The organism is Streptomyces sp. B6B3 (genome assembly GCF_039871525.1).
GTDB lineage: Bacteria > Actinomycetota > Actinomycetes > Streptomycetales > Streptomycetaceae > Streptomyces.
In genome coordinates this window covers 869,703-889,558 of record NZ_JBDPLU010000001.1, presented here as the reverse complement: position 1 = coordinate 889,558, position 19,856 = coordinate 869,703, and the positions used below count along the sequence as shown (strand labels likewise).

At 73.8% G+C, this 19,856-nt stretch carries 16 protein-coding genes; 8 read left to right on the top strand and 8 right to left on the bottom strand.

Annotated elements, in window-relative coordinates; all coding sequences use genetic code 11:
• Nucleotides 1-67 precede the first annotated feature (67 nt).
• The gene (locus ABGB06_RS03730; RefSeq protein WP_347585202.1) at nt 68-1,153 is read right to left on the bottom strand and encodes an N-acetylmuramoyl-L-alanine amidase; all 1,086 of its coding nucleotides are present in this window, start codon (nt 1,151-1,153) and stop codon (nt 68-70) included.
• A gap of 197 nt (nt 1,154-1,350) precedes the next feature.
• On the opposite strand from ABGB06_RS03730, the gene ABGB06_RS03725 reads away from it, so the two are divergent.
• Entirely contained in the window at nt 1,351-1,554 is a 204-nt protein-coding gene (locus ABGB06_RS03725; RefSeq protein ID WP_347585201.1) for a hypothetical protein, read from the top strand.
• A gap of 18 nt (nt 1,555-1,572) precedes the next feature.
• On the opposite strand, the gene ABGB06_RS03720 is transcribed toward ABGB06_RS03725, so the two are convergent.
• Nucleotides 1,573-2,838, bottom strand: a complete 1,266-nt coding sequence (locus ABGB06_RS03720) for a hypothetical protein (RefSeq protein WP_347585199.1) — start codon at nt 2,836-2,838, stop codon at nt 1,573-1,575.
• A gap of 809 nt (nt 2,839-3,647) precedes the next feature.
• Nucleotides 3,648-4,121 carry a DNA starvation/stationary phase protection protein gene (locus ABGB06_RS03715; RefSeq protein WP_347585198.1) on the bottom strand — a complete coding sequence of 158 codons (474 nt, stop codon included), beginning with the start codon at nt 4,119-4,121 and terminating at the stop codon, nt 3,648-3,650.
• 310 nt (nt 4,122-4,431) lie between these two features.
• Here ABGB06_RS03715 and ABGB06_RS03710 point away from each other — a divergent pair, with 310 nt between their 5' ends.
• Complete coding sequence (locus ABGB06_RS03710; protein ID WP_347585197.1) at nt 4,432-4,740, top strand: hypothetical protein; 309 nt, start codon at nt 4,432-4,434, stop codon at nt 4,738-4,740.
• Nucleotides 4,741-4,829: 89 nt separating this feature from the next.
• Here the strand turns inward: ABGB06_RS03710 and ABGB06_RS03705 are convergent, their stop codons facing one another.
• Nucleotides 4,830-5,606 (bottom strand): enhanced serine sensitivity protein SseB C-terminal domain-containing protein, encoded by a 777-nt coding sequence (locus tag ABGB06_RS03705; RefSeq protein ID WP_347585196.1) that lies wholly within the window; start codon nt 5,604-5,606, stop codon nt 4,830-4,832.
• A 100-nt stretch (nt 5,607-5,706) separates the two neighbouring features.
• Nucleotides 5,707-6,507, bottom strand: a complete 801-nt coding sequence (locus ABGB06_RS03700) for an enhanced serine sensitivity protein SseB (RefSeq protein WP_347585195.1) — start codon at nt 6,505-6,507, stop codon at nt 5,707-5,709.
• Between the two features lie 163 nt (nt 6,508-6,670).
• On the opposite strand from ABGB06_RS03700, the gene gcvT reads away from it, so the two are divergent.
• Nucleotides 6,671-7,795, top strand: coding sequence for a glycine cleavage system aminomethyltransferase GcvT (gene gcvT / locus ABGB06_RS03695; RefSeq protein ID WP_347585193.1), 1,125 nt, complete (start codon nt 6,671-6,673; stop codon nt 7,793-7,795).
• Between the two features lie 41 nt (nt 7,796-7,836).
• On the top strand, nt 7,837-8,229 hold the full coding sequence (gcvH, locus tag ABGB06_RS03690) for a glycine cleavage system protein GcvH (RefSeq protein WP_347585192.1): 393 nt from the start codon (nt 7,837-7,839) through the stop codon (nt 8,227-8,229).
• A gap of 31 nt (nt 8,230-8,260) precedes the next feature.
• Here the strand turns inward: gcvH and glgX are convergent, their stop codons facing one another.
• Nucleotides 8,261-10,462, bottom strand: a complete 2,202-nt coding sequence (gene glgX / locus ABGB06_RS03685; protein WP_347585191.1) for a glycogen debranching protein GlgX — start codon at nt 10,460-10,462, stop codon at nt 8,261-8,263.
• A 266-nt stretch (nt 10,463-10,728) separates the two neighbouring features.
• On the opposite strand from glgX, the gene ABGB06_RS03680 reads away from it, so the two are divergent.
• Nucleotides 10,729-11,940: an Ig-like domain-containing protein gene (locus ABGB06_RS03680; RefSeq protein ID WP_347585190.1), complete on the top strand. Its 1,212-nt coding sequence runs from the start codon at nt 10,729-10,731 to the stop codon at nt 11,938-11,940.
• Nucleotides 11,941-12,036: 96 nt separating this feature from the next.
• Nucleotides 12,037-12,516 (top strand): ATP-binding protein, encoded by a 480-nt coding sequence (locus ABGB06_RS03675; protein WP_347585188.1) that lies wholly within the window; start codon nt 12,037-12,039, stop codon nt 12,514-12,516.
• A 93-nt stretch (nt 12,517-12,609) separates the two neighbouring features.
• Here ABGB06_RS03675 and ABGB06_RS03670 read toward each other — a convergent pair whose 3' ends face one another.
• Entirely contained in the window at nt 12,610-12,948 is a 339-nt protein-coding gene (locus ABGB06_RS03670) for a hypothetical protein (RefSeq protein WP_347585187.1), read from the bottom strand.
• A gap of 228 nt (nt 12,949-13,176) precedes the next feature.
• Here ABGB06_RS03670 and ABGB06_RS03665 point away from each other — a divergent pair, with 228 nt between their 5' ends.
• Together ABGB06_RS03665 and ABGB06_RS03660 are read left to right on the top strand one after the other, a co-directional pair.
• On the top strand, nt 13,177-15,087 hold the full coding sequence (locus ABGB06_RS03665; protein WP_347585186.1) for an ABC transporter ATP-binding protein: 1,911 nt from the start codon (nt 13,177-13,179) through the stop codon (nt 15,085-15,087).
• Nucleotides 15,084-17,084 (top strand): ABC transporter ATP-binding protein, encoded by a 2,001-nt coding sequence (locus tag ABGB06_RS03660; protein WP_347585185.1) that lies wholly within the window; start codon nt 15,084-15,086, stop codon nt 17,082-17,084. Before ABGB06_RS03665 ends, ABGB06_RS03660 begins: the two co-directional genes overlap by 4 nt.
• 70 nt (nt 17,085-17,154) lie before the next feature.
• On the opposite strand, the gene glgP is transcribed toward ABGB06_RS03660, so the two are convergent.
• A complete protein-coding gene (gene glgP, locus ABGB06_RS03655) occupies nt 17,155-19,767 on the bottom strand; it encodes an alpha-glucan family phosphorylase (RefSeq protein WP_347585184.1) in 2,613 nt (870 codons plus the stop codon).
• Nucleotides 19,768-19,856 lie beyond the last annotated feature (89 nt).

Sequence of the window (19,856 nt, the reverse complement as noted above, 5' to 3'; positions counted from 1 at the left end):
TCGTCGTCTGCCCCTTCACCCCTACTTGGGCAGACGACGGGAGAGCGTTACACGCGTCGGTCGGGGATCAGCTGGGCCAGTAGAGGGACTCCGCGCGGGCCCACTCCACGATCACCGGCTCCTCGCCGCTGTGCCAGACCTCGGGGCGGACCCGGCCCTCGCCGCCGGAGGAGATGAAGCCGGTCCAGGTGTAGACGAAGTGGCCGTCCCCGCCGTCGTGCACCGGGGAGTGGGTGGGCATGGCGGTGGAGCGCTCGAAGCCGTCGCCCTCGTCCCGGTAGTTGGCCAGCCGGATCTGGAACTCCTGTCCCCTGCTCAGGCCCGTCACCCGCACGCCGACCGAGGCCGAGTAGTAGCAGGAGCCGTACAGGATGCTCGAGGTGGCGTTCTCCAGGTTGACCCAGTCGTCCTCGCCGTAGCGCTGGTTGAAGGTGAGCGTGGTCCAGGTGTCGGGCTCGATGGTGCGCCGGTAGTCGTCGCTCGTGCCGTACAGGGACCGCTGGGGCATGTCGTCCTCCTCGTTGCCTTCCGGGCTCCAGCTCGGGGGGTGGTCGAGCCGCTCGGTGACGCGCTCGCGGATGTCGCCCATGGAAACGCCGGGGCCGCGCGGGTCGATCTTGCCCGGCTGCCACTCCAGGTGGCCGATCACCGAGGTGGGGCCGTCGTTGCCCCAGCCGTGCGCGCGGCAGAGCGCGGCCGAGGCACGCACGACGGCCTCGACCTGCTCGGGCGGCCAGGGGTCCTGGCCGTCGCCGAGGTTGACGCACTCGAAGCCGTAGAAGTGGATGTTGCCGTCGGTGTCCGTCTCGTTGTCCGCGGGGAGCGAGGACTCGGCGATCACCGCGTCCAGCACGTCGCCGTCGCCGCTGCCCGCGTGGTTCGCCCGGCCGTGGCCGACCAGATAGCAGGTGCCGTCCTTGGCGATGACGCCGTGGCACAGCGGGCCCGGGAGGTCGGAGCGGCCGTCGTAACACAGGTCGACGGTCGACTGCGTGCCGGTGGTGACGGTGTGATGGATCATCACCCCGTGCACCGGGCCCCAGGCGCCGACGTGGTTCCGGTTGTGCGTACGCCAGGACTTGTACTCGACGACCTTCACGCCCTCGTCCCGCAGCGCACTGAGCACGCGGTCGGCGCTGAGTGGAGTGGCCATGTCGAAACCCCCGTTCGGATAGCACACGGCTCACTACGATGTGTACGTCGTTGAGCGGCCGCGACGCAAGACGGCGTGGGCGATACGTGTGGCGCGTGGGGCGTACGCCAAGCGCTCGCGGCATTCCACAGGCTAGTCACTGCGTGGCGGCAGGGGCTACCGTCGCCGCACGACACAGGGTTGGGAGGGGTGGCGGCATGGCAGACCCGGCCGACGAGTGCCCGGGGCCGCACCGGCAGTGCCGAGCCTGCGCCGGGCAGCGGGTGGAGTTCCGCGAGACGCTCTACGTGCCGGCCTCCGGACACGCGCACGGCGTCGCCGGGGCGCACCACTGCTGGCACTGCAAGGGCCGCGGCCACTACTGCCGTTCCTTCATCCGCTGCACCCCGCCGCACGACTGAACGGCGGCCGGCCGCCGTTCACAGGCCGCGGGTCTCCTCCCGGAACTCCGCCGCGGACGCGCAGCCGCCGTACCGACCGAACTCGCCCCGCAGCGCGTGCAGCCACTCCCGGATGCGCTGGCTCTGCACCCGGTCGCAGACCGCCAGCACCTGCCGCGCCTCCGCCGCCGCCCCCTCCACCTCGCCGCCGCACACCAGCGCCCTGGCGTGCTGGGCGCGGTAGATGGCCCGGTTCCGCTCGAACTGCGGCTCGATCAGCTCCAGGGCGGCGCCGGTCGCGCCCGCGGCCCTGCCGTGCTGTCCCAGCGCGTGGTAGACCGCGCCGGCCATGCCGCTCAACTCGGCCGCGGTGAAGAAGAACAGCCAGGCCTCCGGCTCGCCGCGGTCCCGGTCGAACGCCGACTCCGCGCGGCCCAGGGCCCGTTCGGCGAGCGACCGCTGGCCGGTACGGGCGTAGCCGAGGGCGAGGCGGGCGTGCAGCAGCGCGGCCAGCCGGGCGTTGCCCCTGGCCTGCCGGGTCTCCACGGTGGCCCGGGCGATCCGCAGCGCCTCCTGTTCGTGGCGGCGGGTCCACGCCTGCATCGTCAGATGGCTCCAGACCCGCGCCTGGAGCGAGCCGTCCCGGCCGAGGATCGCCGCCTGCAGCGCCTCCCGGTACAGCGCGGTGGCGTCCCGCTGCCGGCCGGCGTCGAAGGCGAACCAGCCGGCCGAGACCGCCAGATCGCCGGCCGCCGCGTACAACTGCCGCCCGATCGAGTCCCCGTAGGTGCAGTGGGTCAGCACGTGCCGCACCCGGCCCAGCGCGTCGCCGGCGACCGTGTGCAGCGCGCCACCGCCCAGCGTCTGGTCCTGCCGCCGCAGGGCGGCGGTGATGCCGCGGATGGTGTCCAGATCGGCGGTGCCCAGCCGCCCGCGCAGCGGGATGCCGTCGAGGCCGAGGGTCGCGGCCAGACCCGTGGTGATGAAGTCTCGGCGGCGCACGGGCGGCTCCCTGGTCGGCATGGGGCGCGGCGGGCACGCCGGAATCCGCGACGACGCGCCGCGCGGCACGAAGCCCAGCTCCTCGGGCCCCCGGCCGAATATCTCCTGCAACGGCACCAGGTACCGGGTCCACGGCCAGCGCACCTCGCCGGAGACCCAGCGGCGCACGTGCCGGTCGGTGCAGTGCGGGGGCGTGCCCAGCAGGGCCTCACCCACCCGGTTGACCTGGTCCGCGAGCTCCTCGTGGGTGAAGCCGTACTCGCGGAGCAGTCCTTCGAGCAGGGTGTTCCGCCGCCTTGCCATGCGATCACCCCCAGTAGGAGAACGTGCTCCGAGCGTAGTCCCCCGACGTCCGCGCCGAGCAAAAGTGTCCGGTCGGCCGAACGCAGCCGGCGTCGTTCAGTCCTGTCCTGGCGCGGCGGGGGCGGCTTTCCTGGAGTCATGGCGACCCCAGCCCTCCCGACGGCACCACCGGTCGAGGCCCCGACCGGCCCGTGTCGCCGCCTGCCGGCCGATCTGGCCGCGGCACGGTTCCGGCCGCATGGCCGGTGGTCCGACGCAGTGCGCGCGTGGCCGACCGGGAGGGCTCGGGCGAAGGGTCGCCAGCGGGAGCGATCGGGTCCGGTGACCGCGGACCCGGCCTCCGCTGTCATGTCCCGGCCGGTGCTGCGGGGAGCCACGCGGGTCCTGGCACCGCCCGGCGCCGGCCTTCCCGGCGCCGGTCGGGACGTGACGGTGCCGCGCGCGGGGCGTCCCACGGTGGATCGTGCGGGGGCCCGGCGTCGTGCCTGAGCCGATCGACTGGCCGCCGGGCACCCCGGACCATATCCGCGTGCCCGTGCCCCGCCGCGACTTCTGCGACTGCGGGCTGCTGCTCAGCGAGGCGGAGCGGATCCGCCACCCCTGTCCCGCGCCCCGGCCGTTCCCGACACCGGTGCCGGAGGCACCGCTGGCGCCGGACGCCACGCCGCCCGAGCCGGCCGCAACGGGCGGCGGCCCCGGCCCGTCGCCGAAGCGGTGGGCCGGGGCCACTGCCGACGCCGTGCGTCCGTCGGGCCCGCCGGGTACGGTGCGGGGCGACACTCCCGGATGTGCGGGCCGACGCGACGGGGTCAGCCGACGTTCTCGGCCTGGAACATCCAGTGGTGCTTCTCAAGGTCCTTGGTGAGCTGGATCAGCACGTCCTGGCTCACCGCGTCGACCTCGCCCACCGCCGTGAGCCGGTCGCGCATCCGGACGATGATGACGCCCAGCGCGTCGACCATGGTGCGGACCGCGTCGGTGTCCTGCTGCCAGCCCTCGGGAACCGTGCTGATGCCGCTGCCCGCGGCGACCGTGGCGGCCCGGCCGTCCGGGGAGATGCCCAGGGCAGCGGCCCGTTCCGCGACGATGTCGGAGTGCGCGCGCGCCGTGCTGACCACGTCGTCGAGCTGGAGGTGCACGGAGCGGAACCTGGGCCCGAGGATGTTCCAGTGGGTCTGCTTCGCGACCAGCGAGAGGTCGACCAGGTCCATCAGCGCGCCCTGCAGCGCCTCGCCCACGATCTTCAGCGTCGCGTCGGGCAGCGTGCTCTTGACGACGTACATGAAGCGCCCCTTTCGATACGTTTCAGCGCCATTGATCCTTTCCTAGCATCGGAGTACCCACGTCACGGCATCCGACGCGGATCGACGGGGTGCCGCTTGTCGGGACGACGACCGGGCGCGCCACCGAGCGTGGCCGGGCCCGCGTGCCGTGTCACGACTTCGCTCCAGGCCGTCCGACACCGCACCCCTTTTACCCCTCCATACCGCGACAGAGCATGATTGCTCCTCTGCTAGCTTCCGACCGTGGCGCCGGCACACGGGGGATCGCGTCCGAAGGTCCGAAGGGTCCGAAGGGTCCGAAAGGGAGGCCATGGGAACGGAAGGCGAGTCGACGGAGACGCCGGCCACGCTGCGGGTGCGGGCCGAGGGACTGCGCGAGTGCGCCCGGCAGGCGCGGGAGCTGGTCTCGTCGCTGGGACCGCGCCGGGTGGACCGCCGGCCGGCCGAACCGCCCGCGGCCTGGTGGGGTCGGGAGCCGGAGCAGCCGGTCCCCCTGCTCGGCGACCCACCGTCCGTGCTCGACCTGATGGCCGGCACGCTGCTGAGCGACGCCGGGCGCTGGGAGGCCGAGGCGAGCGCGCTGGACCTGCGGGCGGGCGGCGCCGAGCACCGCGGCTGAGCGCACGCCCGCGCGACGGGCTCGTCGGCACCGGCCCGTGGCCACTCGTACGGCTGGTATGGCCGGTACGGCTAGTACGGCTAGTACGGCTAGTACGGCCGCGGGTAGCCGTAGCCGTGTTGGCGCAGGCTGGCCGGATCCTGGGCGGGCGGGGCCGGCGCCTCGCGGTCGTAGAACGGGCGGGTGTTGGCCCGCAGCCACATCGCGACCGGGTCGTAGGCGTCGGCCATCGCGACGGTGCCGACCGCCAGGCCGTCCGGGACCGCGGTGATGGCCTGGCGCATCATCTCGCGCACCGCCTCCGCGGTCCGCTCGCCGGGATCGTCCACCTCCAGGCCGATCACCAGGTACGCGGCGCCGACCGCGGGCTGCACCCAGGCGCGCCGCAGGGTGCGGAGCACCGGCGTGCTCCGGGCGCCGAGCGTCAGCCGCTCGTAGAACGCGTCGACCCTGATGCTCGGCTCGCTGATCCGCAGCGGGCCGGCCGGCAGCCGGTCGAGACCGCCCGCGATGCGGCGCAGGTCGAGCCACGGGATGCCGAAGCCGCCGCCCGGGGCATGCGGGTTGAGCCACAGGCCCCAGTGGTCCGGGTAGAGCGCGGCCGCGATGTCCCGGCCGCCCACCACCTCGTGCGCGCGGGTCCAGCCGCTGGCGGTGAGCTCGCGCTCGGAGGTGACGCAGGGGGCGTAGCCGTGCCCGGCCACCTCGACGCTGCCGTACTGGGCGTCCGGGTCGCCGGGACGTCCGTGCCACAGCAGCATCCACACCTCACCGTCGGCGAGCGCGGCCAGCAGCGCCTCGTAGGTGTCGACGCGGTCGGCTCGGACCCGTGGCAGCAGCTCTTCGACCCCTCTCCCCGCGCTCACCTGGGACGGTCCTCCTCGCTTACTCGACGTCTACTGGGCGTCCGGACATCTCACCAGCTTAGGAGCCATGGGCGACAGGGAGCCTGCGTTCGGGGGACGGTCAGCCCGCTCGCGTGTAGAACGGCTGCACGCAGTGGCGCAGCCAGTCGACCACGGGGTCCTCGGCGGCGTCGAGGAGCACCATCTGCACCGGCCAGGCGACGGGATGCCCGGCGACCGCCTGCTCCAGCACCCGGTGTACGGCGCCGCGGCTGTCCTCGTCCAGCACGTCGAGCTCCAGGCCCACGAAGAGCGAGGGGGCGGCGCCCTCGGCGCTCGCCAGGCCGCGACGCGCCGACCGGACGAACCACAGCTCGGCCAGCTCGCGGGTCACCGCGGCCAGCAGATCCACGGGCTCCTCCTGCCAGTTGGGCTGGAAGAGGCGCATCCGGGCGCCGGACGGCAGGCCGGGAACGCGTTGGCCGGGGGTGGCGCGGCACAGCTCGGCGACGGCCGCGGGCGGCACCGGGACGCCGACCGTGCCGCCGGGGTTGACCGCGATGCCGAGCTGGGGCGGCAGGCCGCGGGCGAACTCCTGGGCCGGCGCCACGGCGAACGACAGATGCGAGGCGCCGCCGAGGTGGAACTGTTCGGCGGAGCTGAACACTGGCACGAACGCGCCGCCGTTGATCTCCAGGGTGGGCAGGCGCAGGCTCCTGCTGGCCGGCCCGCCCCCCTCGGGCAGCGGCACCCACAGCGCGCTGCGGGCCAGCGCCCGCAGCAGCCGCGGGGCCGCCTCCGGCTGGCCGACGGAGGCGGAGAGCGCCTCCTCCAGCGCGTTCGCCGGCCAACCGCCGCCGTATCCGGGGGCTTGCGGCCCACCGCCCTGCGCGCCCCGCGCGCCCTGCCACGGAACGCTCATCGGTCTCCCACCGCCACCGCTCCACTCCACCGGTCTGTAAGTCGGTAAGTACCCTAATCCCCACCACGGCGACGCGCCCCCGCCGTCCGCACAGTCCCTCGGTCGGGGTGCGCGGGCCCGTGCGATGATGCGCGTAGCTCGCCGAGTCCCAGGAGTTCAGCAGATGGATAGGACCCCGTCCCCGCGGGCCACGGCGCTGGACGCGGTACACCGCGCCCTGGGCGCCACGATGACGGACTTCGCCGGCTGGTCGATGCCGTTGCGCTACGGCAGCGAGCGCGCCGAACACCAGGCGGTGCGGGAGGCGGCCGGGCTGTTCGACCTCTCCCACATGGGCGAGATCACCGTCACCGGACCGCAGGCCGGCGAGCTGCTGGACCACGCCCTGGTGGGCCACCTCTCCGCGCTGCGGGTGGGCCGAGCCAGGTACACCATGATCTGCGACGCGGACGGCGGCATCCTCGACGACCTGATCGTCTACCGGCTGGCCGAGCAGGAGTACCTGGTGGTCGCCAACGCCGCCAACGCCCAGGTGGTGCTGGACGCCCTGGCCGGGCGCCAGGCCGGCTTCGACGCGGCGCTGCGCGACGACCGTACGGGGTACGCGCTGATCGCCGTGCAGGGCCCGGCCTCCCCCGGCATCCTGGCCGGGCTGACCGACGCCGACCTGGCGGGACTGCGGTACTACGCGGGCCTGCCCGGCACCGTCGCGGGCCGCCGGGCGCTGATCGCCCGCACCGGGTACACGGGCGAGGACGGGTTCGAGCTCTTCTGCGCCCCGGAGGACGCCGAGCCGCTGTGGCAGGCGCTGACCGACGCCGGACGGCCCGTCGGCCTGGTGCCGTGCGGGCTGGCCTGCCGGGACACGCTGCGCCTCGAGGCCGGCATGCCGCTCTACGGGAACGAACTGACGACCGCGACCACGCCGTTCGACGCCGGGCTCGGGCGGGTGGTGCGGTTCGACAAGCCGGGCGACTTCGTGGGCAGGGAGCCGCTGCGGGCCGCCGCGGAACGCGCCGCCGAACGGCCGCCGCGGGTGCTCACCGGCCTGGTCGCCCGGGGGCGGCGGGTGCCGCGCGCCGGCTACGCCGTGGTGGACGCGGAGGGCCGCGCGATCGGCGAGGTCACCTCGGGCGCGCCCTCCCCCACGCTGGGCCGACCGATCGCCATGGCCTACGTCGACGCGGCGCACGCCGCACCGGGCACCGAGGGCGTCGGCGTGGACATCCGGGGCACCCGGGAGCCGTACGACGTCGTGGCCCTCCCCTTCTACAAGCGGCGCACCTGATCCGGCCGCAGGCCACCCGACACCCAGGAGAAGCACATCTCATGAGCAACCCCGACCAGCTGCGGTACAGCAAGGAGCACGAGTGGGTGACCGCCGCCGAGGGCGGTCTGGCGACGGTGGGCATCACGAAGTACGCGGCCGACTCCCTCGGCGACGTGGTCTTCGTGCAGCTCCCCCAGGTCGGTGAGTCGATCGCCGCCGGCGAGACCTGCGGCGAGCTGGAGTCGACCAAGTCGGTCAGCGACCTGTACTCCCCGGTCTCCGGCGAGGTCATCGAGGTCAACCAGCAGGTGGTGGACGACCCCGCGCTGGTCAACTCCTCCCCGTTCGAGGACGGCTGGCTCTTCCGCGTCCAGGTCGCCGACGACGCCTCCGACGCCGGCCCCGCCAACCTGATGTCCGCCGAGGAGTACGCCGAGTTCACCAAGGAGTGACCGGTGGTCCCCGGACCGGCGCTCGGTCCTCTCAGTCCCGCGGGTCGGCGAGGAGCAGGAGGACCGAGCGGGGCGGGGCGGTGATCCGGGTGCCGGCGGGGTGCCGGGTGGCGGGGGGTGCCGCGGGGTCGTCGCGTGCGGTGTCGACCAGCAGGCGGTAGCCGTCGGCCCAGGGCGGCCCCGGCAGCGGGAAGTCCAGCGGTTCGGCGCCGGCGTGCAGCAGCACCAGGAAGCTGTCGTCGGTGACCGGCCGGCCCCTGGCGTCACGCTGCCGAAGCTCCCGTCCCGAGAGGAACATGCCGAGCGTGCGGCTCGGGGCGTACCAGTCCCGTTCGGCCATCTCGCGGCCGGTGGCGGTGAACCAGCCGAGGTCCCGCAGGCCCTCGGGGCCGTGCCGGCGGCCGGAGAAGAAGGCCCGGCGGCGCAGCACCGGATGGTCGCGGCGCATCCGGATCAGCCGGCTGGTGAAGGCGAGCAGCTCCCGCCAGCCGGGATCCTCCAGCAGCGTCCAGTCGAGCCAGCCGATGTCGTTGTCCTGGCAGTAGGCGTTGTTGTTGCCGCCCTGGGTGCGGCCCATCTCGTCGCCGGCCAGCAGCATCGGCACTCCGGTGGAGAGCAGCAGCGTGGTGAGCACGTTGCGCACCTGGCGGCGGCGCAACGCGGCGATGTCGGGGGCGTCCGTCTCGCCCTCGACGCCGCAGTTCCAGGAGCGGTTGTCGTCGGAGCCGTCGTGGTTGTCCTCGCCGTTGGCCTCGTTGTGCTTCCGCTCGTAGGTGACGAGGTCGCGCAGGGTGAACCCGTCGTGCGCGGTGACGAAGTTGACGGAGGCATACGGGCGGCGCCCGCCCCAGGCGTAGAGGTCGCTGGAGCCGGAGAGCCGGTAGCCGAGGTCGCGCACGTCGGGCAGCGCGCCGCGCCAGTAGTCGCGGACGGTGTCGCGGTAGCGGTCGTTCCACTCGGTCCACAGCGGCGGGAACGCGCCCACCTGGTAGCCGCCGGTGCCGACGTCCCAGGGCTCGGCGATCAGCTTCACGCGGCGCAGCACCGGGTCCTGGGCGATGACCGCGAGGAACGGGGAGAGCATGTCCACGTCGTGCATGGCGCGGGCGAGCGCGGAGGCAAGGTCGAACCGGAAGCCGTCCACGGCCATCTCCTGCACCCAGTAGCGCAGCGAGTCGGTGATCAGCCGCAGCACCTGGGGCCGCACCACGTGCAGGGTGTTCCCGCAGCCGCTGTAGTCGGTGTAGTGGCGGGGGTCCTCGGCGAGCCGGTAGTAGCCGGCGTTGTCGATGCCGCGCAACGAGAGGGTGGGGCCGAGGGCGCCGCCCTCGGCGGTGTGGTTGTAGACGACGTCGAGGATCACCTCGATGCCGGCGCGGTGCAGGGCGCGGACCATGCCCTTGAACTCGCCCACCTGCTGGCCCCGGGTGCCGGAGGCGCTGTAGGCGCCGTGCGGGGCGAAGTAGCCGATGGAGTTGTAGCCCCAGTAGTTGCGCAGGCCGCGCCTGAGCAGCTGGTCGTCGTGGACGAACTGGTGCACCGGCAGCAGCTCGACCGCGGTCACGCCGAGGCCGGTCAGGTGCTCGACCGCCGCCGGGTGGCCGAGCCCGGCGTAGCTGCCGCGGAGTTCGGGCGGGATGCCGGGATGACGCATGGTGAAGCCGCGCACGTGCAGCTCGTAGATGACGGAGTCGGCCCACGAGGTGTCGGGGCGGCGGTCGTCCGACCAGGTGTCATGGTCGTGCACCACCACCCCCTTGGGCATGAACGGGGCGGAGTCGCGGTCGTCCCGCACGGTGTCGGCGAGCTCCTGTTCGGACCAGTCGCGGACGTGGCCGTACAGCTCGGCGGGCAGCTCGCCGCCCGCGGCCGGCCGGCCGGGCTCGCCGTCCACGGCGCGGGCGTAGGGGTCGAGAAGCAGCTTGGCCGGGTTCCACCGGGCGCCGGTCCGCGGGTCCCAGCGGCCGTGCACCCGGTATCCGTAGCGCTGTCCCGGGCGGACGCCCGGCAGGAAGCCGTGCCAGATCTCGTGGGTGAGTTCGGCGAGCGGGCGGCGGGTCTCCCGGCCGGTCTCGTCGAAGAGGCACAGCTCGACGGCCTCGGCGCCGCCGGCCCACAGCGCGAAGTTGGTGCCCTCGACGCCGTCGGGGTCGATCAGGAAGCGGGCGCCCAGGGGCTGCGGCTGCCCGGGCCACGCGTCGACGTCCGCGCCGTGCTCTGGTCCCTGGGGCACGTTCGCCTCCTCACGCTCGGCCGTCACGCGGTGCGGTCAACGGGCCGGATCCTCGCCGCCCAAGGAGGTGATACGGGCGGTATAGGGCATTTTGCCATGGCCAAGGCTGCGCCGGCTGAGGCGCCAGGGGCGAACTGCGACCCAAGCGTGACAATCGATCGGTCGCATCGTCAGCACGATGTGATTACCTGGCCGTTACCGGGGCATTGACGGGACTGGGACCTGCCCGGGTTCACACTGGTGCGTGGCGTGAAGGGGGAGCCGACGTGACGACGCGCCCAAGGGGTCGAGGCTGGTCAGGCGTCGTGGCCGCGCTGCTCGGCGGCCTGCTGCTGGTGACGGGATGTTCGGGTAGTGGGGAGGCGGAGGAGCCGAACGACGACCCCGGCGCGTCGTCCTCGCCGAAGCCCGCCGCGGTGGAGATACGCATAGCCCCGGAGGACGGGGCCAACGGGGTGGCGACCTCGGGCGAGCTCGCGGTGACCGCGGAGGGCGGCACGCTGACGGAGGTCACCGTCTCCGACGCGGACGGCCGCGCGGTGCCGGGCGAACTCGCCGAGGACGGCGGCAGTTGGGAGCCGAACGAACATCTGGCCAACGCCGCCCGCTACACGGTGGAGGCCGTCGGCGAGAACCCCGAGGGCCAGGAGCGGACCCGGAGCTCCAGCTTCCGCACGGTGGCCGCCGACGCCACCTTCGGCACCAACTGGAACATTCCCGACGGCTCGGAGGTCGGCGTCGGGATGATCCTGTCCCTGACCTTCGACACCCCGATCGAGAACACCGCGGCGGTGCGCGACGCGGTCGAGATCACCACCGAGCCCGCGGTGGAGGTGGCGGGGCACTGGTTCGGCAACCAACGGCTGGACTTCCGTCCTGAGGAGTACTGGGAGCCCGGCACCGAGGTCGAGGTGAGCCTCCGACTGCGCGGCGTGGAGGGCGCCGACGACGTCTACGGCACGCTGCGGGAGAACGTGAGCTTCACCGTGGGCCGCAGCCAGATCAGCACCGTGGACGCGGCGGACATGTCCATGAAGGTGGTGCGCGACGGCGAGCGGGTGCGCACCATACCGGTCACCACCGGCGCCCCGGGCTACGAGACGTGGAACGGCCGGATGGTCATCACCGAACAGCTCGTGGAGACCCGGATGGACGGCGCCACCGTCGGATACGAGGGCGAGTACGACATCCCCGACGTGCCGCACGCGATGCGGCTCAGCGACAGCGGAACGTTCATCCACGGCAACTACTGGGCCGGCCAGTCCACCTTCGGCAGCGCGAACGTCAGCCACGGCTGCATCGGCCTCTACGACGTGCAGGGCGCGTACGACGACTCCACCCCCGCCGCCTGGTTCTTCGAGCACTCGCTGATCGGCGACGTGGTCGAGGTGGTGAACTCCAACGACGACGTGATCGCCCCGGACAACGGCCTCGGCGGCTGGAACATGGACTGGAGCCAGTGGGGCGCCGGCCAGTAGCCAACGACATGTGTGGCGGGGACTACCATCCGGCTCCTCGTCCCTCACACGGGGCTGTTCCCCGGGAACCGGGCACGCCGGGGGCCCCGGGGCAGCATGATGGGGGGTATGGCAGGCGTGGTGGGAATCCCGACTCGCGACGCGGTGGGAGTCACGCCGTCCGGGAAGGGTGTTGAACTGACCCGTGACCCGGGAGTGGGCGAGGTGCGCCTGCTCTCCCGACCCGAGTCGGCCGGCGCGGCCAGGCGGCTGACCCGGCACCAGCTGCTGCACCGCTGGATGCTCCCGCCGCCGCTCACCGAGGAGGCCGTGCTGCTGGTCTCCGAGCTGGTCGGCAACGCCGTGCAGCACGCCGGCGCGCACGTGTTCGGCCTGCGGATCCGCCGCCGGCGCGGCTGGGTCCGGGTGGAGGTGCGCGACCCCTCCCGGGCGCTGCCCTGCCATCTGCCGGTGCGCGACCTGGACGTGAGTGGACGCGGCCTGTGGCTGGTGGACAAGCTGGCCGACCGGTGGGGCGTGGACCTGCTGCCCTACGGCAAGTGCACCTGGTTCGAGCTGCGACTGCCCGGCCGCTAGGGCCGGACGGCGGGCGCCGGACGGGCCCACGGCTCGCCCAGGCGGCAGGCGGCAGACGGTGGTTGCTTGAGGACCCCGTGGTCCGAGGTCCGCTCAGCGTATGGCCATGCCGCCGCGCCGCGCCGTGGCCCGGCGCCGCCGGTCGTTGCACAGCAGGCACCTGCCCCAGCCGGGCGGCAGCGGATCGTCCTTGTCCCCGTAGAGCGGGTCGATCGCGCCGCGCGGGTGCTCGCGGCAGCCCGTGGTGCCTGGCCCGTCGGCGAACGCCTGCGCCGCGGCCAGCGCCCGGCGCAGCGCGTCCACCAGCACCTCGGCCTGCTCGCCCTCGGGGGTCTGCACGTCGAAGGCGATGTCGGAGGCGGTCCGCAGCGCCGTCTGCAACTCCCGCAGCTCCGTGCGCTGACCCTGCTGGTTCTGCTGACGTGGACTCATGCCGGCCAGCGTAGGCGCACTCACTGACAGGGACCATGCGGGCGACCCGCCCCCCGGCCGCGGGCGCCGCTCCCGCAGCCGCCCGCGACAGGTCCCTCGCCGCCGCGCGCACCGCGTCCCGGCCCCGATCCTGCGCCCGGTGGGCGCCCGGACCCCGACATCCGGCCACGGTCCTACGCCGAAAAACCCGCTGGGCAGTGTCGGAGCCGAACCGTAGTCTCGAAGACGATGTCTGCCTCAGCCGAAGCCCCAGCCTCCCCGTCCCGAAAACGTTCCGCCAAACGATCCGTCGTCCGTTCCCTCCTTCGGCTGTGGCCCTACGTCCGCCCCGTGCGGGGCCGGGTCTTCGGCGCGGCGGCGGTGGCCATCGTGGCCGCGTCCATGGGCCTGGTCATGCCGCTCGTGCTCAAGTGGATCGTCGACGGCCCGGTGGCCGACGGCGACACCGCCGGCATCTGGTTCGGCGGCGGGGTGCTGCTGGCCGTCGGGCTGCTCGAGACGCTGCTGTTCGGGCTCAGGCGCTGGATGGTGGCCCGCCCGCTGGCCGGCGTCGAGGCCGCGATGCGCGCCTCGCTCTACCGCCACCTGCAGCGGCTTCCGGTCGCCTTCCACGACCGCTGGGCCACCGGCCAGCTGCTCTCCCGCGGCACCGGCGACCTGCAGCTGCTGCGCATGTTCCTGGCCTTCGGCCTCACCTTCCTGATAGTCAACAGCGCGACCATCGTCATCGGCTGCGGGGTGCTGATCGCCCAGGACTGGACGCTCGGGCTGGTTCTGATCGCGCCGGTGCTGCCGCTGATCGTGACCTGTGTGGTGTTCGAGGCGAAGTTCTCGGTGGCCGCCCGCCGGGCGCAGGACCAGATGGGTGACCTGACCACCGTGGTGGAGGAGTCCATCCTCGGCATCCGGGTCATCAAGGGCTTCGGCCGGCACCGCAGCCAGGCGCGGGCGTTCCACGACCTGTCCCGGCGGCTGCTGGACACCGAGGTGCGGAAGGCGAAGCTGCTGGCCTCCATCTGGATGGTCATCCTCTGCCTGCCCGAGCTCTTCCTCGGCGTGGCGCTGATGCTCGGGGTCGCCCAGGTGGCGGACGGCGACCTCACCGCCGGCACGCTCGTCGCCTTCATGACCACCGCGATGGTGCTGCGCTGGCCCGTGGAGTCCATCGGCTTCCTGCTGGCCCTGAGCAACGAGGCGGCCACCGCGACCAACCGCTTCTTCGAGGTGATGGACGCCGAGGTGCCCCCCGAGCCGACGGCGCGCCCCGCGGCGCCCGAGAGGCGGGGCGGGCCCGACGGGCCCCGCGAGCAGAACGGCGCGCGGGTCGGCGGGCTCCGGTTCGACGACGTGGTCTTCCGTTATCCGGACGCCGCGCCGGGCACGCCGCCGGTGCTCGACGGCGTCGACCTGCACGTCCGGCCGGGCGAGACCATGGCCCTGGTGGGCGGCACCGGCAGCGGGAAGACCACGCTGCTCGGCCTGGTCCCCCGGCTGTACGAGCTGACCTCGGGCCGGATCACCCTGGACGGCGTGGACATCGCCGCGCTGCCCAGGCACCGGGTGCGGGAGCGGGTCGCCACGGCCTTCGAGGAGCCGACGCTCTTCTCCGCGACCGTGCGGGAGAACGTGCTGATGGGTGCCGAGACCGTGGGCGACGAGGCGCTGGAGCGGGCGTTGCGGGTCAGCCAGGCGTACGACTTCGTGCACGCGCTGCCCGAAGGACCGCTGACCGAGGTGGGCGAGCAGGGCCTGAGCCTGTCCGGCGGACAGCGGCAGCGGCTGGCGCTGGCCCGGGCGGTGGTGGGCCGCCCGCCGTTCCTGGTGCTCGACGACCCGCTGTCCGCGCTCGACGTGCACACCGAGGCGCGCGTCGAGGCGGCGCTCCGCGAGGTGTTGGCCGACACGACCGCGCTGGTCGTCGCCCACCGCCCGTCCACGGTCCAGCTGGCCGACCGGGTGGCGCTGCTGTCCGGCGGCCGGATCGTCGCCGTGGGCACCCACGTCGAACTGCTGCACGGCAACGCCGAGTACCGGCATCTGATGACGGGTGAGCGGGCCGACGAGCCCGCGCCCGACGTCCCGCCCGACGGGCCCGACGCGCCCGACCGCCGCCGCACCACCGAGGTCACCGCACGATGACCAGCGCAGGAACGAGCCCCGGCTCCCCGTCCACCGCGGATCCCGACCGACTTCGCGATCCGGACCGACTCCCCGACCACCACCGACTCTCCCCGCACGACCGGCTCCCCGACCCCGCTCCGCGCCCCGGCGACGAGCGGCCGGCCGAGCGCCCGGCCGGCCGCCCCGCGGAACCCCCGGCGGAACCGCCGGAGGAGCCCGGTGTCTTCGACGCCTTCGACCAGGACCAGCTGCCCGCCCCGCGGGGCGCCTCCCGGCGGCTGCTCGGCTCGTTGATCCGACCGCACCGCTCCCGGGTGGCGCTCGCGGCGATGCTGCTGCTCCTGCAGCAGGCCGCGGTGCAGGCGGTCCCGCTGCTGGTGGCGTACGCCATCGACCGCGGCGTGCCCGCCCTGCGGAACGACGACCACGGGCCGCTGATCACCGTGGCCGTCGTGTACCTGGTCTGCGCGCTCTCCGGAGGCTCGCTGCAGTACCTCTTCGTCCGGCTCTCGGCCCGGATCAACCAGAGCATCCTGCTCGACCTGCGGGGCCGGATCTACCGGCACGCGCAGGCGCTGAGCCTGGACTTCCACGACAGGTACACGTCGGGCCGGCTGATCTCCCGGTCCACCAGCGACGTGCTGTCGCTCCGCGAACTGCTCGACGAGGGCCTGCAGGACCTGCTGATGATGCTGGTCTCCGTGGTCTACATCGGCGGCCTGCTGTGGTACCTCGACCCGGGGATCGGCGGCGCCGCGATGCTGTCGTTCATCCCGCTGGCCCTGCTGGTGCGCAACTACCGGCGCCGCTCCGCCGAGCGGTTCAGCAAGCGGTCCACCGCCATGGCCCGGGTCATCGTGAAGTTCTCCGAGACGCTCGGCGGCATCCGCCCCGTGCAGGCGTTCCGCCGGGAGCAGGCCAACGACACCGCGTTCGAGGAGCTGAACCGGCGGCACGAGCGGCTCAACGGCGACACCATCCTGGAGCTGGCCCGCTTCGTGGTGATCTCCCGGGCGATCGCCTCCGTCACGGTGGCCGGCATCGTGCTGTGGGGTGCGCACCGGGTGACCTCGGGCGATCTGGAGCTCGGCGCGCTGGCCGCCGGGGCGCTGTACATCAAGCGGCTGTACGACCCGCTGGACCGGTTCGCGATGATCCTGAACGGGTACCAGTCGGCCTCGGCGTCGCTGGAGAAGATCGCGGGCCTGCTGGCCCAGCACCCCGACGTGCCCGAGCCGGAGCGTCCCGAGGCGCTGCCGGCCCGGCCGGGCGGGCTGCCGGGCCGCGAGGTCAGGTTCGACGACGTGCGGTTCTCCTACCGGACCGGCGGCGAGGTGCTGCCCCGGCTGCGGCTGACGCTGCCGGCCGGCCAGACCACGGCGCTGGTCGGCGCCACCGGGGCGGGCAAGTCGACGCTGGCCAAGCTGCTGGCCAGGTTCTACGACCCGACCGAGGGGCGGGTGCTGCTGGACGGGACGGACCTGCGCCGGCTGGACACCGCCGAGCTGCGGCGCGGCGTGGTGATGGTGACCCAGGAGGCGTTCCTGTTCTCCGGGACCATCGCGGAGAACATCGCGATCGGCCGTCCCGACGCGACCCCGGAGGAGATCGAGGGGGCCGCCCGGGCGATCGGGGCGCACGACTTCATCGCCTCGCTGCCCGACGGGTACGGCACCGACGTGCGCAAGCGCGGCAGCCGCATCTCGGCGGGACAGCGGCAGTTGGTGGCGTTCGCCCGGGTGCTGCTCGCCGACCCGGCGGTGGTGATCCTCGACGAGGCCACCTCGTCGCTGGACATCCCCGGCGAGAAGGCCGTGCAGAACGCGATGGTGACGGTGCTGCGGGACCGCACCGCGGTGGTGATCGCGCACCGGCTCTCCACGGTGGAGATCGCCGACCGGGTGCTGGTCATGGACCAGGGCCGCCTCGTGGAGGACGGCCCGCCGGCGGAGCTGATCGCCGGCACCGGCCGCTTCGCCACGCTGCACCAGGCGTGGCGCGAGAGCCTGGCCTGACGCGGCCCGTACCGCACGGCTGTGCCGCCCCCGCCCTCGGGCCGGGGCGGCCCAGCCGGTTCAGGCCGGTTCAGGCCGGATCCGTGGCGGCGGTGGCGGCCGGCAGGGCCAGCAGGCCGAGCTCGGCGCGGTGGGCGAGCAGCGGGTGCGCCGGCAGCACCCGGACCGTGTAGCCGCACGAACCCGGCCGGTGCAGCGTGAGCTCGCCCTCGAAGTTCCACCGGCCGGTCAGGTCGGGGCCGCCCCGCGCCTTCAGCGGCGCGTACCCCGGCTCGACCAGCGTGTCGTCGCCGTCCAGCCGGCCGGCGACGGCCTGCACCTCGACCGCCGTCGGGTCCAGGTCGCCCAGCGTGACCCGGGCGCGCAGCGACAGCGTGCCGCCGAGGGTGGCCGGTTCGGGCCCCGGCTCCACCTCGTCCACCACCACCCGGTCCCACTCCCGGCTCACCCGGGCCGCGAACTCCGCGAGCTCGCCGGCCGACTCGGCGGTCAGCGCGCGATGCGCGGCGGCGGCCGGGGCGTAGAAGCCGGTGATGTACTCCCGCAGCATCCGGTCGGCCAGCACCCGCGGCCCGAGCCGGTCCAGGGTGGCCCTGACCATCTCCAACCAGCGCGCGGGCAGTCCTGGCCCGCCGCCCTGACCGCCGGTCCCGGCGCCGGTCCGCTGGTAGAAGCAGGGCACCACCTGCTCCTCCAGGACCGAGTAGAGCGCGGACGCCTCGATCTCGTCCCGGCGCTCCGGATCGCCGGCCGCCGTGCCCTCCGCGGTCGGGATCTCCCAGCCGAAGTCCGGGTCGAACCACTCCTCCCACCAGCCGTCGCGCACCGAGAGGTTGAGGCAGCCGTTGAGCGCGGCCTTCATGCCCGAGGTGCCGCACGCCTCCAGCGGGCGGAGCGGGTTGTTGAGCCAGACGTCGCAGCCGGCGTACAGGGCGCGGGCCATCTCCATGCCGTAGTCGGGCAGGAAGACGATGCGGTGCCGCACCGCGGGGTCGTCGGCGAACCTGACGAGCTCCTGGATCAGCAGCTTGCCGCTCTCGTCCGCCGGGTGTGCCTTGCCGGCCACCACGAGCTGCACCGGGCGCTCGGGGTGCAGCAGCAGCCGGGTGAGCCGCTCCCGGTCCCGCAGCATCAGCGTCAGCCGCTTGTAGGAGGGGACCCGCCGGGCGAAGCCGAGGGTCAGCACCTCGGGGTCCAGGACGTCGCCGATCCAGCCCAGTTCGGCCCGGCCCGCGCCGCGTTGCCGCCAGGCGGCGCGCAGCCGGTCGCGGACGTCGAGCACCAGCCGTTCCCGCAGGACGCGGCGCAGCTCCCACAGCTCCGGGTCGGTCAGCGGCCGGTCGGCGGACCGGGCCCGCCGCACCTCGTCGGCGGTCCAGGTCGGGGCGTGCACGCCGTTGGTGACGGCGCCGATCGGCACCTCCTCGGCGTCGAACCCCGGCCACAGCACGGCGAACATCTCGCGGCTCACCTGGCCGTGCAGCTGGGAGACGCCGTTGGCGCGCTGCGCGGTGCGCAGCCCGAGCACCGCCATGTTGAACTGCGGCTCGCCGTCCTGCGTGCCGCCGGCCGGCCCCAGCGCGCCGTCCGTGCCCTCCGGTTCCCGGCCCAGCGCGAGCAGCTCCGCCACGTCGAGCCGGTCGAGCTCGCCGCCGGGGCCGAAGTACCGGGCGACCAGTTCCTCGGGGAACCGGTCGATGCCGGCGGGCACCGGCGTGTGGGTGGTGAAGACGGTGCCACCGCGCACCGCGCGGAGCGCCGCGTCGAAGCCGACGCCCTGTTCGCCGAGCTCCCGGATCCGCTCGGGGCCGAGGAAGCCCGCGTGGCCCTCGTTCATGTGGAAGACCTCGGGGTGCGGATGCCCGGTGAGCCGGCAGAACGCCCGGACGGCGCGGACGCCGCCGATGCCGAGCAGCATCTCCTGCGCCAGCCGGTGCTCGCTGCCGCCGCCGTAGAGCCGGTCGGTGACCTCGCGGGCGGCCGCGTCGTTCTCGCCGAGCGCGGAGTCCAGCAGGAGCAGCGGCACGCGGCCCACCATGGCCTGCCAGACCTGGGCGGCGAGGGTGCGGCCCTCGGGCAGCGTCAGCCGGACCCGGACCGGTGAGCCGTCCGGCTCGCTGAGCTGGGTCACCGGCAGTTCCTGCGGCACCACCACCGGATAGTGCTCCAGCTGCCAGCCGGCGGCGTCCAGGCTCTGCCGGAAGTAGCCGTGGCGGTACAGCAGGCCGACGCCGATCAGCGGCACGCCGAGGTCGCTGCCGGCCTTCAGATGGTCGCCGGCCAGGATGCCGAGGCCGCCGGAGTACTGCGGCAGGGTGGCGGTGATGCCGAACTCGGGCGAGAGGTACGCGACGGCGCGCGGCAGCTCGCCGCCGGCCTGGGCGTCGGCCCGCTGGTACCACCGGGGCTCGGTCAGGTAGTCGCGGAGGTCCTCCACGGCGACGCCGAGCCGGCGCAGGAAGCCCCGGTCGGCGGCCAGCTCGGCGAGCCGGGCCGCCGGGACCAGGCCGAGCTGGCGCACCGGATCGGCGCCCGCGGCGTACCAGCTCTCGGGGTCGACGGACCTGAGGAGGTCGCGGGTGTCGGAGTGCCAGGACCAGCGCAGGTTCAGCGCCAGCTCCTGGAGCGGGAGCAGTGGGTCGGGAAGGACGGGACGAACGGAGATGCGACGAATGGCCTTCACGATCCGACCGTAACCGCGCGAACCAGCCATGATCGGGATATCCGGCGGATTTCAGGCAGGGTGTCAGGCGGGACGCCCCCGCGCGCCGG

Bases quoted from the DNA above. Each gene is read 5' to 3' on its own strand.
- ABGB06_RS03730 (WP_347585202.1), bottom strand. From the start codon at position 1,153: ATGGCCACTCCACTCAGCGCCGACCGCGTGCTCAGTGCGCTGCGGGAC.
- gcvT (WP_347585193.1), top strand. From the start codon at position 6,671: ATGGATAGGACCCCGTCCCCGCGGGCCACGGCGCTGGACGCGGTACAC.
- ABGB06_RS03660 (WP_347585185.1), top strand. From the start codon at position 15,084: ATGACCAGCGCAGGAACGAGCCCCGGCTCCCCGTCCACCGCGGATCCC.
- ABGB06_RS03710 (WP_347585197.1), top strand. From the start codon at position 4,432: ATGGGAACGGAAGGCGAGTCGACGGAGACGCCGGCCACGCTGCGGGTG.
- ABGB06_RS03675 (WP_347585188.1), top strand. From the start codon at position 12,037: ATGATGGGGGGTATGGCAGGCGTGGTGGGAATCCCGACTCGCGACGCG.
- ABGB06_RS03665 (WP_347585186.1), top strand. From the start codon at position 13,177: ATGTCTGCCTCAGCCGAAGCCCCAGCCTCCCCGTCCCGAAAACGTTCC.
- ABGB06_RS03725 (WP_347585201.1), top strand. From the start codon at position 1,351: ATGGCAGACCCGGCCGACGAGTGCCCGGGGCCGCACCGGCAGTGCCGA.
- ABGB06_RS03715 (WP_347585198.1), bottom strand. From the start codon at position 4,121: ATGTACGTCGTCAAGAGCACGCTGCCCGACGCGACGCTGAAGATCGTG.
- gcvH (WP_347585192.1), top strand. From the start codon at position 7,837: ATGAGCAACCCCGACCAGCTGCGGTACAGCAAGGAGCACGAGTGGGTG.
- ABGB06_RS03720 (WP_347585199.1), bottom strand. From the start codon at position 2,838: ATGGCAAGGCGGCGGAACACCCTGCTCGAAGGACTGCTCCGCGAGTAC.
- ABGB06_RS03670 (WP_347585187.1), bottom strand. From the start codon at position 12,948: ATGAGTCCACGTCAGCAGAACCAGCAGGGTCAGCGCACGGAGCTGCGG.
- ABGB06_RS03700 (WP_347585195.1), bottom strand. From the start codon at position 6,507: ATGAGCGTTCCGTGGCAGGGCGCGCGGGGCGCGCAGGGCGGTGGGCCG.